The sequence below is a fragment of the Bartonella sp. MU70NMGDW genome, from assembly GCF_042194085.1.
Classification (GTDB): Bacteria; Pseudomonadota; Alphaproteobacteria; order Rhizobiales; family Rhizobiaceae; genus Bartonella; species Bartonella grahamii.
On sequence record NZ_JBHIMK010000013.1, the window covers coordinates 1 to 14,502 of the forward strand.

A 14,502-nucleotide genomic window follows, 5' to 3' on the forward strand; every position below is an offset into this window, starting at 1 on the left:
AGCTTGAATGGAGGAAGATGAATGTTTTCTTTTCCCTCAGGGTGTAACCGTCCGATGTAACCACCGGTGTGCTTAATAATGGGAGCTAGTTTTTCTTGTGTTGAAATTAAGTCAAACAATTCAAGATTATCGAGTATCCCTACAGAAGAAAGTATTGTTAAATTGCCATTTTTAATGGTAAAAATTCCTGTTTCATCAGTGGTCCCGGTTGCGCTGAAGAGACCTTCTTGCTCTTTGGTGAGAGTGATATTTTCTTTTTTTCCAGAAGGAAAGGTTATTTCAGCGGGTTCTGGATGGTCTTTTAGAGTTTGGCGGCGAATTGTTAAATGATGATGGCTGCTAGTTGCACTTAATTTTTCTTCCTCAAGCTCTGGTTCTTTCATGAGCCAATGGGCAATACGACGATAAAGAGCTGCATAAGGACCGCCGCCTTCGAAACCTCGTGCCCAAAGCCAACTTTCATCGGAGAGCAACATGCCTACACGTCCTTTATCAACATGCGCGAGAAGTAAAAGTGGTTGTTCATCGGCTCCTTTCATGAGGGCGATTCCGTTATTTATGTTTTGAATAGCAATTTGTCGCAACCATTGCCCCCATTGAGAAGCTGGAAGGTTAAGTGTTGCAAGTCCCCTTGTGACAGGATGGCGCTCACCTTCTTTGGTTAATGTGGGGCGAAAAGGCTTTTCAATAATAGTTCCATTGGGCAATGCCGGTAGAATGCTTATTAAAGGTGTTTTCGCAAGTGAGTTGTTTTTTGTAAATTCAGGTCCTGTTACCATCAGCAATGCACCCCCCTTTTGTACATATTGGGCGATATAATCATAATAGATTAAGGGTAGAGCAGCAGAGTGCTGGTAGCCATCAAGGATGATGAGATCAAAGTTATTAATCTCTTCAACAAAGAGTTTTCTTGTCGGAAAGACCACCAAGGATAATTGGCTTAAGGGCGTATTATCTGCTTTGGTGGGAGGACGTAAAATAGTAAAGTGAACAAGATCAATATTGGAGTCACCTTTCAAAAGGTCTCGCCATGTCCGTTCTCCATTATAAGGAGCACCTGAAATAAGAAGAACGCGTAAATTTTCTCTGATTCCTTCAATGATTGTTATGGCGCGGTTGTTTTCAAAGCTTAGTTCACCTTTGTGTGGATCGGTTATCACTTGGATAATATTTTTTTCAGCATGAGGAAGGGTAATTTCAGTTTGAAAAATCACGCCAGGAGTCACAGAATAATGGCCAATGTCTTGTCCATTGACGCTTAGTGTAATATTTGCTTTCTGCGGTATTGTTTTTTGGGCTGGCCCTTTATCTTCTACCAAAATGGAGAGCGTTTGTGGTTTGTTAACAAGGGCAAAGCGTGGAGGAGAAATAAACTTGATTTGGCGATCAAATTCATCTGAGTGCCCTGTAATCAGGGCATTGAGAGGGGCTTCATGATGAAGGTCTGATAGGTCAGGAATGTCATGCACTTGTCCATCGGTGATAAAAATGGTTCCTGCATAACGAGAGGGCGGTACATCAGATACTGCTTGTGTTAAAGCCTCAAACAAATTCGTTGAGGGCGCATACTGATTATCAGCAAGTTTTCCAGCTTCAATAAAGCGTGGTTCAAATTGTGGATAATGCGCTAATGCTTGCGTTAATTGCGCGCGCGCTTCATCACTGTCGTTTGTACGTGTTCCAAATGTTTGGCTTTTGCTGCGGTCAATGACAATACCTACGGTGCTTTTCAGTGGTTCGCGCTGTTCTTTTATGATCATTGGATTGAGCAAAGCAAGGATGAGGGCGCTTAATGCCATCAGACGAAATAAAGAACCTTGACGTTGCGTAACAAGACCAACAACGACAAAAAGCATTGATATTCCACTTAAGAACAGAATCCAAATGAGTGGTAAAAAAGGCTGAAAAGTGAAAAATGATATCATTGCCTTCTTTCTCTTTTAAAGCGTTCCAAGAGTGCTGGAACATGAACTTGGTCCGCTTTATAGTTTCCTGTAAGAACATAAAGGACAATATTTAAACCTGCACGAAATGCCCATAGACGTTGCATTGGATCATTGGGAACAAGGGGATATTTCCATGTCCCTTTTTCATCGAGTGCCCAAGCACCGGCAAAGTTATTGGCGGTGATGAGAAGAGAACTTACATTATCACCGCTAGCAAGAGAATTTTTATTTTTTTTGTTTGTTGATGAGGATTCAATCCATAAAGGTGAACCACGGTAGAGACCAGGAAAATCTGGCATAATATAAAAAGAACGTGCAACAACATGATCCGTTGATGCTGGCTCAATGGATGGAATATTTAACTCTTTTAAGATATCTCGTAATCGTTGCGTTTCTGGAGTGGCATCTCCTTCAAGATTAAGATTACTCTTTATCTGATCGCGTGTGTCAAATAAAATTGTTCCCCCATGTTTCATAAAGTTATTTATTTTTTCAAGACTTTTGGGGGTAGGTATAGGACTCTTAACATCAATTGGCCAGTAAATAAGAGGATAAAAAGAGAGTTCATCTTTATCGAGATCAAGTGCTGTAACAGAGCCTGGGGTAAGCATTGTACGTTCTGCGATAAATTGACTTAACGCTTCTAGACCACTTTTACTCGTTGTATCAATTTCATGATTATTGGTTATAACATAGGCAAGATGTGTTGCACCAGCAGCTTGTACACTATCATGATGATTTTCTTTCGTTTGTGCATGAAGTGTTGGATCATATGAAAACAAGGCAATAAGACTTATAAAAGGGAGGAGAAATATATTACGCCGTTTCATGAAAGAAAAAATATCTCCCATCCATAAAATGAGAAAATTGTCAAAGGCGAATAATAAGATGGCTAATCCTAAAAGTGGACCGATAAGATTTTTTTCTTTTGTATCGTAAGATAAAGGGCTTTTATTAAGAGAAGTTGGCAATGATGATTGTTTCATCAAGTGCGACGAATGAGTTAAGAGATTGAGTGCATAAAAATCGCTTTTGACACCATAAAGTCCTGGGGGAGTATTATAGGAAGGATGGGGTGGATTTTGAGAGTCAAAGACCAGTGGAACAACATGAGAGGGCGGTACTTGTAATTGTCCGTCAGCGGCTATGGTTCGCCACGGGTTTTGTACCATTGTTCTTTTTTCTCTATGTGTTAGGTTGGTGTTTTCGTGAGACCCTAATGTGATTAGTTTTTGCAACATTTGTGCAAAAAAGCCAGAAAGAGGAAGATTAGACCATGTTGGGTCAGGAGCAACATGAATGAGAATGAGGGTTCCTTTACCACGTTTTGCTGCGGTAATAAGAGGGGTTCCATCCGCAAGGCTAAGCCACGTTTTTTCAAAAAGATCTGGGGCTGGTTCTGCGAGGATTTGGCGCGAGACAGAGACATCTTCTGGAAAAGGGAGATCAAAGAAAAAACTATTTTTTGCAAAAGGAGCAAGCTTTTGTGGTTTCGTCCAAGACATAATACTTCCAAGGAAACGTTGACCCTGACGCAGCGGTATCGGAAGGAGACTATCATAATGTTCTGCACTACTGAGTTTTTCTCCTGCAAAGCGGATGAGTGTTCCCCCTTTATTCACAAAATCAGAAAGTTTTTTTTCTGCTTTTTCAGGCATGTTAACCATGTCGCTCATAATGAAAACAGATGGATTTTGTTTAAGCAAATAATCAATATCCGTTGAAAGCTCTCTTCCACCGGCGGTTATAAGCTGTGTATATTCCTGTAATGCTTTGATAATGTAATAAAATGGAGAAAGTAAAGGCTGTGCCATTTCATTGGTATCGGGTGATAGAAGAGCAACACGGCTTATCCTATTATGGCTGTCTACCAAGAAAGTTGCAGCAGCATGGTTTTGATTATTCATTTTTATCCAAGCGATGTCATTGCGTAGTTCAAGTGGTACATCAAAAGGGACAAGAGCTGTTGTTTCTCCTTCAGAAAAATTTTTCGTAAATTGACCGAGAAGTTGATTGTTTGAATCGTAGAGGTTGAGTGTAGCGGAAGTTTTGCCGTGTGTTGTTGAGCGGATAATACGCGCGACCATACTTCCATCATTATTTTCTACGGATGTTATACCGATTAAATCGGAAATATCCGCCAAATACCATAAGAATTTTTCAGGTTTTAATTCTTCAAGCAAAGCAAAAGTTTGCTCATCTTCATTTGTTTGTAATCCATCACTTAAATAAGCAATATCAAGAGGTTTTCCTTTGGTTATTTTTCTGAGTTTTTTTAAGACATGCACACGGTTGACAGACCAAGGACGCGGTTGCAAATGCATTAAATGCTGTTTTATAATCTTAGCTGGTTGGGGCTCTATATTGGAGATATCATTTTCAGCCGTTGCAACAAGGTAAATATTTTTTTGCTGTTTTTCTGCCTGTGTAAGGAGCATTTCAGCGATAGAGATGCGCTTTTTCCATTCTTTTACAGAAGCCCAACCATTATCAATAATGAGTGCAAGGGGTTGAGATCCCGAAAAGCTGATTGGTTTTTGATTCCACGTGGGGCGTGCTAAAGCTATGATAACAAGTGCCGCTATGGTTAAACGCAACAAGAGCAACCACCAAGGTGTATGTTTTGCTGTTTCCTGCTGATGAGTCGGTTTGGGTAAGAAGCGTAACGGAGGGAAAAGCTCTTTACGCGGAGATGGAGGAGTTATCCGCAACAGCCACCAAATGACCGGTAGGCACAAAAGCCCTAGTAACAGAAAGGGAGCAGAAAAACTCAAAGCGCCCCCCTTTTTTGCAATGGAGAGCCGCCCATTGTATTTGCAAGATAAAAAATGGTCTCTGTTAAAGGTTGATCCGTTGTACTAACATGATAAGACCATCCTTGGCGTGCGCAAAAATTTGCCAATTCTTGTCGCCTTGCGTGATATAGTTTACAATAGTTCTTACGAAGATCTTCTGCTTTTGTGGAAACATGTTTCTCTTTCGTTTCAGGATCAAAAAACTCTGTGTGGCCTGTGTAGGGAAAGCTTTCTTCTGCGGGATCAGAAATTTCAATTAAATGAGCTGTCACCTGTTTTGTAGTTAAAACAGTTAAATGTTGGATGATTTTTTCAGGATAGTCGAGAAAATCACTCATTATAACGACATGTGAAAAGCGTGTAATCGTTGAAAAATCCGGAAATGAATTTTCATCTGAATGATTTTCTAAAGCAAAGGCTATTCGCTCTACGACATTTGATGTCATTGTGGGGGACATTAAGTTTGGAATAGCAATATGTTCGCCACTGCGAGCAAGAAGTGATGCTAGGGTAAGGGTAAGAATAATGGCATGATTACCTTTAGAGATTTTAGAAAAGCGCGAACAGTAATGCATTGATGCGCTCTGATCGGGACAGAGCCAAACGATTTGTGTCATTTGCCATTCGTGTTCGCGCAGATACGTATTTTCATCACGCGCTGAGCGACGCCAATCAATGCGGGTAATGGATTCTCCTTCCATATAGGGACGAAATTGCCAAAAGTTTTCCCCATTACCGCGTTTACGTTGTCCATGCCATCCGGTTATCAGTGTATTAGCGATATGACGTGCTTGTAAAAGGAAATATGGCATTTTGCCAATATCCTTATGCAGTTCATTTGCCAGCGACAATGGAGGCTTTTGTAAAACTTTTTTGCCAATAGCCATTCAAAGAGCATCTTTCACAAGGTTATTGATAATATCTTTTACGGTTATATCTTCAGCACGGGCAGAAAAATTAAGAGCCATGCGGTGTTGTAATACGGGATAGGCCAATGCTTCAACATCATCAAGTGAGGGGGCTAAGCGTCCATAATAAAGAGCACGGGCGCGAACACAAAGTGAAAGGGCTTGTGATGCCCGTGGACCAGGTCCCCAAGAAACATAAGTATTAGCAAGGCTATTGTCTTTATGAGGGCGAGTTGAGCGGACAATTTTTAAAATAGCTTCGATCACATTTTCTGAAAGAGGCATTTTGCGAACGATATTTTGAATTTTTTGCAATTTTTTGGCAGATAAAATTGGTTTTGCATTTGATTTCTTTTCTTTTGTTGTTTCTAAAATGATCCGTCGCTCTGTTGTGAGGTCAGGATAGTCAATATCGATTTGCATCAAAAAGCGATCTAGTTGCGCTTCAGGAAGTGGATAGGTTCCTTCTTGTTCGAGAGGATTTTGCGTTGCAAGAACATGAAAAGGTTGTGGCAAATCATAACGGTTACCTGCAACAGTAACATGATATTCTTGCATAGCTTGTAAAAGGGCTGACTGTGTCCGTGGAGAAGCACGATTGATTTCATCGGCCATGAGAAGTTGCGTGAAAATAGGACCTTGAATGTATCGAAAAGAACGTTTACCGTCTTTATCGGAATCCATAATTTCAGAACCAATAATATCCGATGGCATTAAGTCAGGAGTAAATTGGATGCGTTTTTCGTCAAGCCCTAAGACTGTTCCCAATGTTTCAACAAGACGTGTTTTTGCAAGTCCTGGAGCACCGACAAGAAGGGCGTGACCACCAGCAAAAATAGCGATTAAAGCATATTCGATTACCTGACTTTGCCCAAAAATAACTTTGTCAATTTCTTGTTGTAAAATATCCAATTCTTTGTGTGCTGTATCAATATCATCAATAATGACTTGAGCATCATGATTGATATTGACCTTTTTTACAGAATTGGATGATGGATCATGTTGACTCATATTTCTTCCTTAAGGCGTTTGTCGCAAAAATGGTAATTTTCTCTGCATGATAATGGATATCTTATTATTTGTAACAGAAAATGAGAAGAAATGAAGTATCATATGCCATTTTTTCATATTCGTATACAAGAAGAGAAAAGTTTTTTTGGAAGGAATAGACGTGTTTTATAAGGGATGTCTTAAAAATTTTGTTGTATGAAGAGAGTTCTTTAAAGCAATGAAGACAACTTTTTTGAAAGGTTAAAGGGTGAACATAAGACATGACTTCAAACAGGTTGCGTGGTTACAACAAAGGGATATCCAAACACTTCTTCGTGTTTTGTCTTTGGAGGGAGAAGAGGCGCGTATTGTAGGGGGAGCAGTGCGCAATCAACTGCTAGGGCAGCCTATTAGTGATATTGATATTGCAACAACCTGTTTGCCGCAACAGGTTATTGCACGTGTAGAAGAAGCAGGATTTAAAGCTATTCCTACAGGGATTACTTTTGGTACAATAACAGTAGTTGCTCATTCATGTTCCTATGAGGTTACAACGCTTCGCTGCGATATTGAAACAGATGGTCGTCATGCAAAAGTGGCATTTGGTCGTGATTGGAAAAAAGATGCTGAACGGCGGGATTTTACGATAAATGCGCTTTATTGTGATGCTGCTGGCAATCTTTATGATGATGTGGGAGGTTTGAGTGATATTGCTAGCCGAACAGTTCGTTTTATTGGGATTGCAGAAGATCGTATTTGCGAAGATTATTTGCGTATTTTACGTTTTTTTCGCTTTTTTGCATGGTATGGAGCAGGGCGACCTGATGTACAAGGATTGAAGGCATGTGTTCGTTTAAAAGACGGTTTAAAAAAACTTTCTTCTGAACGTATTTGGGCAGAAATGAAAAAGCTTCTTACGGCGTTTGATCCAACGCGTGCTCTGTTATGGATGCGACAAAGCAGAATTTTGGCACTCATTTTTCCTGAAACAGAACGATGGGGTATTGATGCAATTCACGCATTGGTGAAGACAGAACACGCTCTTGGTTGGAAAGTTGATCCATTGTTACGGCTAGAAAGCCTTCTTCCTCCTGACCCCATACGTCTTCATGAAATGGCACAGCGCTTGCATTTTTCCCATAAAGAAAGAACGCGATTAAAAGAATGGGCAGAGTTAGAAATAATAAACCAAAACAGTTCTGATCATTTTGTGCAAAAACTGATTTATTTTCATGGACGACAGCCAGTTTTAGATCAATTATCGTTGTCTGTCGCTGCATCACATCTCGATAATCTGGAAAAAAGTGATGCTTTGCAAAAAGCAGAGGATTATGTCAAGCTTCATCAACTTGCCAAAAAATGGCAGATTCCAACTTTTCCCATTAATGGTAACGATTTAATAAAGAAAGGTTTTGCTAAAGGTGTGCTTTTAGGAAAAAAGCTTAAAGAGTTAGAAATGATATGGGTTGAAAGCGGATTTTTAATGGATCGTCATGTATTATTAGAAAAAATTGATTTATAATAATAATTCATTATTCGTCATGTGAAACAAGAGCTCTGAATATTGTAAGGTTATTTCAAACCTGTTCTTATTACATCAATCAAAATTATAGCCTTACACATTACAAGTGGGGAAATCCGTGTGAGGAAAAATGATTACAGAGAGAAAAAAAGTCTCGTATGAACCATTTCAAAGATAAGGATTTTGAAAGTGAAAACGGATAAAAAGAATAATGATAGCGGTTTGCACTTTGTATGAGCATAAAGAGGGGGATGTCCAATGGATTTTTACTATGAGGAGTATTTAATCATTCATAGGTGGTGATATGAAATGGATGTGATGAGCACTAAGAAATATTTATTTTATCAGCACTTGATTGTTGGAAAATGATAAGCGTTATACGCTCTAACTGTTCTTTATATGTTGTATATTGTTTTCGTGATAATTTATGGGTTTTTATAGGCATTCTGTAAGTTATTCCAAAAGTATTATTGAACTTTATGCGCTTTTAATTACTCATTATATTCTACTAAAGATTTTAATGGAATTGTTGTGTTTTTATAGATTACAGTTTCTTTCATGATAACCAATTTGTCGTAATGCTTCTCCCGTTGTTATGGCTACGCACATGGCGAGATTTAGAGAGCGTGCCTGTGGTTGCATGGGAATTTTCAATGTGTAATCGGCAGCTTCATGAACATAATCGGGAACCCCAGCTGTTTCACGACCAAAAAGTAAAACATCATTTTTTTGATAGCATATCTGCGTATAGCATGTTTTTGCTTTTGTACTTAAAAGCAACAGACGGCGGTTAAAGTGTTTCATGGAGCTTATAAAATGTTGCCAATCGATGTGTCGTTCTAAGGAAGCATATTCGAGATAATCCAATCCTGCGCGTTTGAGATTACGATCCGACAGATTAAAGCCTGCGGGTTCAATAATGTGCACATGTAAACCAAAACAAGCGCTGAGACGTAAAATCGTTCCAGTATTACCAGCGATATCAGGTTGGAAAAGAGCTATATGAAGTGTCATGTTCTCTGTAATATGATTTTTCTTTCGACTTTGTAAAGAAGCGCCACAATTTATTCGAAAAATATGCTTTGAGAAATACATGTTTTTTAGGTTTAATTTTTATTCACGTTAAATTTCAGGGAAAAAGTTATGTACACAGGTTTGTTTGGGATAAGAGAGAATCTCCCTATTAGGGACTTCCTTTATATTGAGCGATACATGAAATGGATTGGCTCATTATGTTGAAAAGTGGGATATTTAATAAGGTTAGATCATCCATTTTAATGAAAATCAACAAAATATGCTTTTTATGCAAAAGCAGAAGCGGAAAAAATACTCATTCAACCAGTTGGAATTGAGGGAGGGAGAGGTGCTGTAAATGTGTTAAAGAAATAATCGATAAGCTCAACTTATTTACTGAGACCTGGTCATAACAAGACTATGTTTCTTTCTTTAGGAGTGTTTATTTACACGCTATCTCCATTTTTCACAGGCGGGGGAGTAATTTTGATTGATTAATATGAATAGGTTTGAAATGAAAGAAGTTTACGGTGTTTCAGTATTTCATTCACTCTGTAAAACGATGAATTATCATTATAAAGCAGTTTTTTGTATAGACCATACAAATGGCAGAAGTTTTTTACAGGCATGTTGTTATGGTTGAGGCAACTCAGTGATCAAGCATTGTACAATGGGAGAGGGTATGGTAGAAGAATGTTTTAGCAAATAGTCTCTTTAAGTTAAGGCCATGGTTGAGCAAACGAGGCGGGATTTTCTGTTTTTGGTAACAGCTGTTGCAGGAGCAGTTGGAATGGGAGCGGTTGCGTGGCCTTTTATCCGTCAGTTGCGTCCAGATGAAGCTATTTTGGCATCTTCCTCTGTTGAGGTTGATCTTTCTGGTATTGAAGAGGGGATGTCGGTGACGGTAAAGTGGCGAGGACAGCCTGTTGTTATTCGAAATCGTACGACAAAAGAAATTGCTGATGCGCGCGCTACTAAATTAAGTCTTCTAAAAGACCGTCAAGCGCGAAATCCTAATCTTGAAGGTGAAAAAGAAGCAACAGATTTTGCGCGTTCAGCAGGTAAAGGACGTGAAAATTGGCTTATTGTTATTAATCTTTGTACGCATCTAGGCTGTGTAACACTTGGGCAATCGGGTAAATTTGGAGGATGGTTGTGTCCTTGTCATGGGTCTGTTTATGATACTGCTGGAAGAGTGCGGTCAGGTCCAGCTAACTATAATTTGGCTATTCCACCTTACCAATTTCTTTCTGATACTTTGCTCAAAATAGGATAAGGTTATGACAAGCTTTCCTCCTTATTGTCCTAAAAATGCTCTTGCTCGTTGGTTTGATAAGCGTTTTCCTCTTCCTCGTTTTTTTTATAATACATTTATAATTTTTCCTGTTCCGCGTAATCTTAATTACTTTTACACATTTGGCGGTATTTTGACCATTATGCTTTTATCACAGCTCTTGACTGGTATTGTCTTGGCTATGCATTATGTTCCAGATATTCATTTGGCTTTTGAAACTAGTGAACGATTTCGGCGTGAAGGGCAGTTTGGTTGGCTTTTTCGTCCATGGCATTCTGTAGGATCTTCGTTTTTTTTTATTGCTGTTTATATCCATTTGGCACGTGGACTTTATTATGGTTCTTATAAAAATATGCGAGAAATGGTGTGGGTTACAGGTATTTTTATTTATATCATCATGATGGCAATAGCATTTTTTGGTTATGTGCTTGTTTGGGGGATGATGTCTATTTCAGCGGCTTCAGTGATTGCAGGGCTTTTAAAAACGATACCTTTGGTGGGGACATGGTTGCATGAGACACTTCTGGGTGGTTATGGCGTAGGACAACCAACGTTGAATCGTTTTTATGTTTTCCATTATGTTTTATCATTTGTTTTGCTTCTTTTTGTGGGGCTGCATATTTGGGCAATCCATTGTGTTGGGCAAGGCAATCCAACGGGTCTTGCTATACAATCAGATAAGGAAACGGTTCCATTTTCACCTTATGCGCTTATCAAAGATATTTTTGCTATTACTGTTTTTCTGATCTTCTTTGCCTGGTTTTTGTTTTATATGCCCGATTATATGGGGCAGGCTGAAAATTATAATGTGGCAGATCCTTTAAAAGCACCTCTTCATGTGGTTCCAGAATGGTATTTTTTGCCTTTTTATGCGATACTTCGTGCTATAACTTTTGATATTGGTATTTTCCCTTCCACTTTTGTGGGCTTTGTTTTATTCGTCAGTTCGATTTGCATTTTAATTTTTGTGCCATGGTTAGACCGCTCTAAAATATGTTCAGCAAGATATCGACCTGTTTATAAAATTTTCTTTTGGGCGTTGGTTATTGATGTCGTTTTCCTTGGTTGGTTAGGGTCAAGAGAAATAAATGACAAAATCCTTTTATGGACGCAATTGGCTACGGTTTATTATTTTATATTCTTTTTGGTTATTTTGCCTACTTTGCCAGCCTTTGAAAAAAATTGTTCTCTTCCTTCTTCAATTATGCAAGATTTAAAACAGAAAAAAAAGAGACTATGGTAAATGTTTTTGTCGGACTGATTGTTATCGTTGCTATGAGCTTTTCTGCTCAGAGTTTAGCGAGAGATGCCTCTGATCAGGAGGAGGAATTTATTTCTTTTCCTTTAAGGATTCCTAAAAAACAAGAATGGAGTTTTTCAGGTCCATTTGGGCTTTATGATAAGGCGCAATTGAGGCGTGGGTTAAAGGTTTATAAACAAGTTTGTTCCAGCTGCCATGGGCTAAAATATGTGGCTTTTCGCAATTTAAAAGCTCTTGGGTATGATCAAGAACAGATTAAAGCTTTGGCGGGGCAATATGAAGTGCGCGATGGTCCTAATCGAGAAGGAAAATTTTTTAAACGTGTTGGGATTGCAACGGATTATTTTCCTTCTCCCTTTGCACATGAAGAAGAAGCAAGATTTATTTTGAATGGTGCTTATCCTCCAGATTTGTCATTGATGGCACGTGCACGTGGTGTATCTTTGCCGTTTCCTGCTTTAATTACTGATGTATTGGATCATTATGATACAGCTGGTCCAGATTATATTACAGCTCTTTTAACAGGATATCAGAAGGCACCGAAGGAGATAAAAGTTGCGGATGGTTATTGGTATAATCCTTATTTTATTGGCGGTAATTCTTTAACTATGGCTCCTCCTTTGAGTGATGGTATGGTTGCTTATGAAGATGGAACCCCAGAAATCATTGAAAATTACGCGCGCGATGTTTCTGCTTTTTTGATGTGGGCTGCTGATCCTCATATGGAAATTCGTAAAAAAACCGGTTTTCGTGTTATTTTATTTTTAATCATTTTTGCAGGGCTTGTTTATATTTTAAAAAATCGTATTTGGTGTGGTTTAGAAGAAGAGTTAGAGAAAGAAACAAAAGACGAAATAAAGAGAAAATGATAAAGCGACAAGGCTTGAAAGAGTATAGAGTATAAAGAGCATAAGGAACAAATCTGTTTATGATGCATTGAGATTTTATAAAGTAAAAGCAAAGTAAAAACGGAGATGTTAAAATGAAAAAAATTGCATGTACTACTCTTATGTCAATTTTGATGGTTTCTAGTACTTACGCCCAGTCTTTTGAAGTGCCTTCAAAACCTGAAATGATCTCTTCTACGGGTATTGTACAGGTGGGGGTAGATAAGTCTGTGCGTTATGTGACACCTTTAGCAACGGATTTTGTTGCTTCCAGCCTTATAGGCGCCAATGTCTATAATATAGAAGATGAAAATATTGGTGAAGTAAAAGATATTATTTTGCGTGAAAATAATATTGCAGGGTTTGTTGTTGCTGTTGGTGGTTTTCTTGGCATAGGCGAGAGTTATGTAGTCGTTTCTCCAGAAACAATCCAGATGACAAATGATTATGGTAAATGGAAACTCATTACAAATGCGACAAAGGATTCTTTAAAGGACGCTCCAACATTTAAATACGAAGGGCGTTGGGCGCGCTAATTTTATATGTCCATTCTTTAATGGATAAAACTGTTGCTATCATAATAATATGCTAGCAACATTTTTTTGTTCAAAAAATTCTTGGCAGCTTTTGCTACAAGATTCCAAGGACCTATTACAAAGTTTTCAAGATAAACTATTAAGACAGAGTGAAGATTTAAGTATTATGTTTAAATAACATGACATCGCCATCTTGTACAATGTATTCTTTTCCTTCATCGCGGGCTTTTCCTGCTTCTTTTGCACCACTTTCTCCACCCAGAGCAATATAGTCATTGTAACTGATGGTTTGGGCACGAATGAAACCGCGCTCAAAATCTGAGTGAATAACGCCAGCTGCTTGGGGAGCTTTTGTACCACGCGTAATTGTCCATGCTCGTGTTTCCTTAGGCCCACAGGTGAAGTAAGTAATGAGATCAAGCAAAGAGTAGCCAGCACGAATAAGGCGATTTAAACTTGGTTCGAAGAGTCCTAGAGCATTGAGATATTCTGATGCTTCAGCATCACTCAGTTGTGTGATTTCCGCTTCGATAGAAGCAGAAATGATAATGCTTTGCGCATTTTGCTCTGTTGCCATTTTTTCAACTGTTTGGGTAAAGCTATTTCCATGAGCGGCGTCATTTTCGCTTACGTTACAAACATAAAGTACAGGCTTGGAGGTTAAAAGATTCAAACTCTTAAGAATGGGGTGTTCATCGGAAGAGATATCTTTGAGTAATAACCGGACAGGGTTTCCCTGTTGCAGTATGTTTAATGCTTTTTCCATAAGGGGTAAAATTGTGAGAGCTTCTTTATCTTTTCCTGTTGCACGTTTACGGATTTGTACGATTCTTCGCTCAAGGCTCTCAAGATCGGCAAGCATGAGTTCGGTTTCAACGGTTGTGGCATCAGAAACAGGATCAATACGCCCTTCTACATGGGTAATATCTTCATTTTGAAAACATCGTAAAACGTGGACAATGGCATCGACTTCGCGAATATTGGCTAAAAATTTGTTTCCTAAACCTTCGCCTTTTGAAGCTCCTCGTACAAGCCCCGCAATATCGACGAAGTTAATGCGTGTAGGAATTATTTCTTTTGAACCAGCGATTGATGCAATTTTTTCCATTCGTAAATCTGGAACAGCAACTTCACCGGTATTGGGTTCAATGGTACAAAAAGGATAATTGGCAGCCTGTGCAGTGGCTGTTTTTGTTAATGCATTAAAAAGAGTTGATTTCCCAACATTAGGTAATCCGACAATACCGCATTTAAAGCCCATGAGAGTCTTTCTTTTCTTTTGATTTTATAGTCAAGATAGCTTCTTTTTTATAGCATATTTTCAGAAGAGTTATAGTCTTTGTGTTGCG

General features: G+C 38.7%; 11 protein-coding genes. 5 read left to right on the forward strand and 6 right to left on the reverse strand.

Annotation, left to right across the window (positions count from 1 at the left end; all coding sequences use genetic code 11):
• The 4 genes from ACFIKE_RS02445 to ACFIKE_RS02460 form a co-directional block, all read right to left on the reverse strand.
• Positions 1 to 1,925: glutamine amidotransferase (locus tag ACFIKE_RS02445; protein ID WP_375648318.1), on the reverse strand; the 1,925-nt coding region annotated here is incomplete at its 3' end.
• The gene (locus ACFIKE_RS02450) at positions 1,922 to 4,720 is read right to left on the reverse strand and encodes a DUF4159 domain-containing protein (protein ID WP_375648319.1); all 2,799 of its coding nucleotides are present in this window, start codon (positions 4,718 to 4,720) and stop codon (positions 1,922 to 1,924) included. The genes ACFIKE_RS02445 and ACFIKE_RS02450, both read right to left, overlap by 4 nt.
• The gene (locus ACFIKE_RS02455) at positions 4,717 to 5,628 is read right to left on the reverse strand and encodes a DUF58 domain-containing protein (RefSeq protein ID WP_375625086.1); all 912 of its coding nucleotides are present in this window, start codon (positions 5,626 to 5,628) and stop codon (positions 4,717 to 4,719) included. The genes ACFIKE_RS02450 and ACFIKE_RS02455 overlap by 4 nt, the downstream gene beginning before the upstream one ends.
• Positions 5,629 to 6,660 (reverse strand): AAA family ATPase, encoded by a 1,032-nt coding sequence (locus ACFIKE_RS02460; protein ID WP_375625085.1) that lies wholly within the window; start codon positions 6,658 to 6,660, stop codon positions 5,629 to 5,631.
• 247 nt (positions 6,661 to 6,907) lie between these two features.
• Between ACFIKE_RS02460 and ACFIKE_RS02465 the strand changes: the two genes are divergently transcribed.
• Positions 6,908 to 8,161 (forward strand): CCA tRNA nucleotidyltransferase, encoded by a 1,254-nt coding sequence (locus ACFIKE_RS02465; protein ID WP_375625084.1) that lies wholly within the window; start codon positions 6,908 to 6,910, stop codon positions 8,159 to 8,161.
• A 537-nt stretch (positions 8,162 to 8,698) separates the two neighbouring features.
• Here the strand turns inward: ACFIKE_RS02465 and ACFIKE_RS02470 are convergent.
• The gene (locus tag ACFIKE_RS02470; protein ID WP_012754878.1) at positions 8,699 to 9,175 is read right to left on the reverse strand and encodes a tRNA (cytidine(34)-2'-O)-methyltransferase; all 477 of its coding nucleotides are present in this window, start codon (positions 9,173 to 9,175) and stop codon (positions 8,699 to 8,701) included.
• Positions 9,176 to 9,902: 727 nt separating this feature from the next.
• Between ACFIKE_RS02470 and petA the strand changes: the two genes are divergently transcribed.
• From petA to ACFIKE_RS02490, 4 genes are all read left to right on the forward strand, one after another.
• A complete protein-coding gene (petA, locus tag ACFIKE_RS02475) occupies positions 9,903 to 10,451 on the forward strand; it encodes a ubiquinol-cytochrome c reductase iron-sulfur subunit (protein WP_375625083.1) in 549 nt (182 codons plus the stop codon).
• A 4-nt stretch (positions 10,452 to 10,455) separates the two neighbouring features.
• Positions 10,456 to 11,712 (forward strand): cytochrome bc complex cytochrome b subunit, encoded by a 1,257-nt coding sequence (locus ACFIKE_RS02480; RefSeq protein WP_375648320.1) that lies wholly within the window; start codon positions 10,456 to 10,458, stop codon positions 11,710 to 11,712.
• Positions 11,706 to 12,599, forward strand: coding sequence for a cytochrome c1 (locus ACFIKE_RS02485; protein WP_375648321.1), 894 nt, complete (start codon positions 11,706 to 11,708; stop codon positions 12,597 to 12,599). The genes ACFIKE_RS02480 and ACFIKE_RS02485 overlap by 7 nt, the downstream gene beginning before the upstream one ends.
• Positions 12,600 to 12,712: 113 nt before the next feature.
• Complete coding sequence (locus ACFIKE_RS02490; RefSeq protein WP_375625080.1) at positions 12,713 to 13,153, forward strand: PRC-barrel domain-containing protein; 441 nt, start codon at positions 12,713 to 12,715, stop codon at positions 13,151 to 13,153.
• A 157-nt stretch (positions 13,154 to 13,310) separates the two neighbouring features.
• On the opposite strand, the gene ychF is transcribed toward ACFIKE_RS02490, so the two are convergent.
• Positions 13,311 to 14,414 (reverse strand): redox-regulated ATPase YchF, encoded by a 1,104-nt coding sequence (gene ychF / locus ACFIKE_RS02495; RefSeq protein WP_375648322.1) that lies wholly within the window; start codon positions 14,412 to 14,414, stop codon positions 13,311 to 13,313.
• Positions 14,415 to 14,502 lie beyond the last annotated feature (88 nt).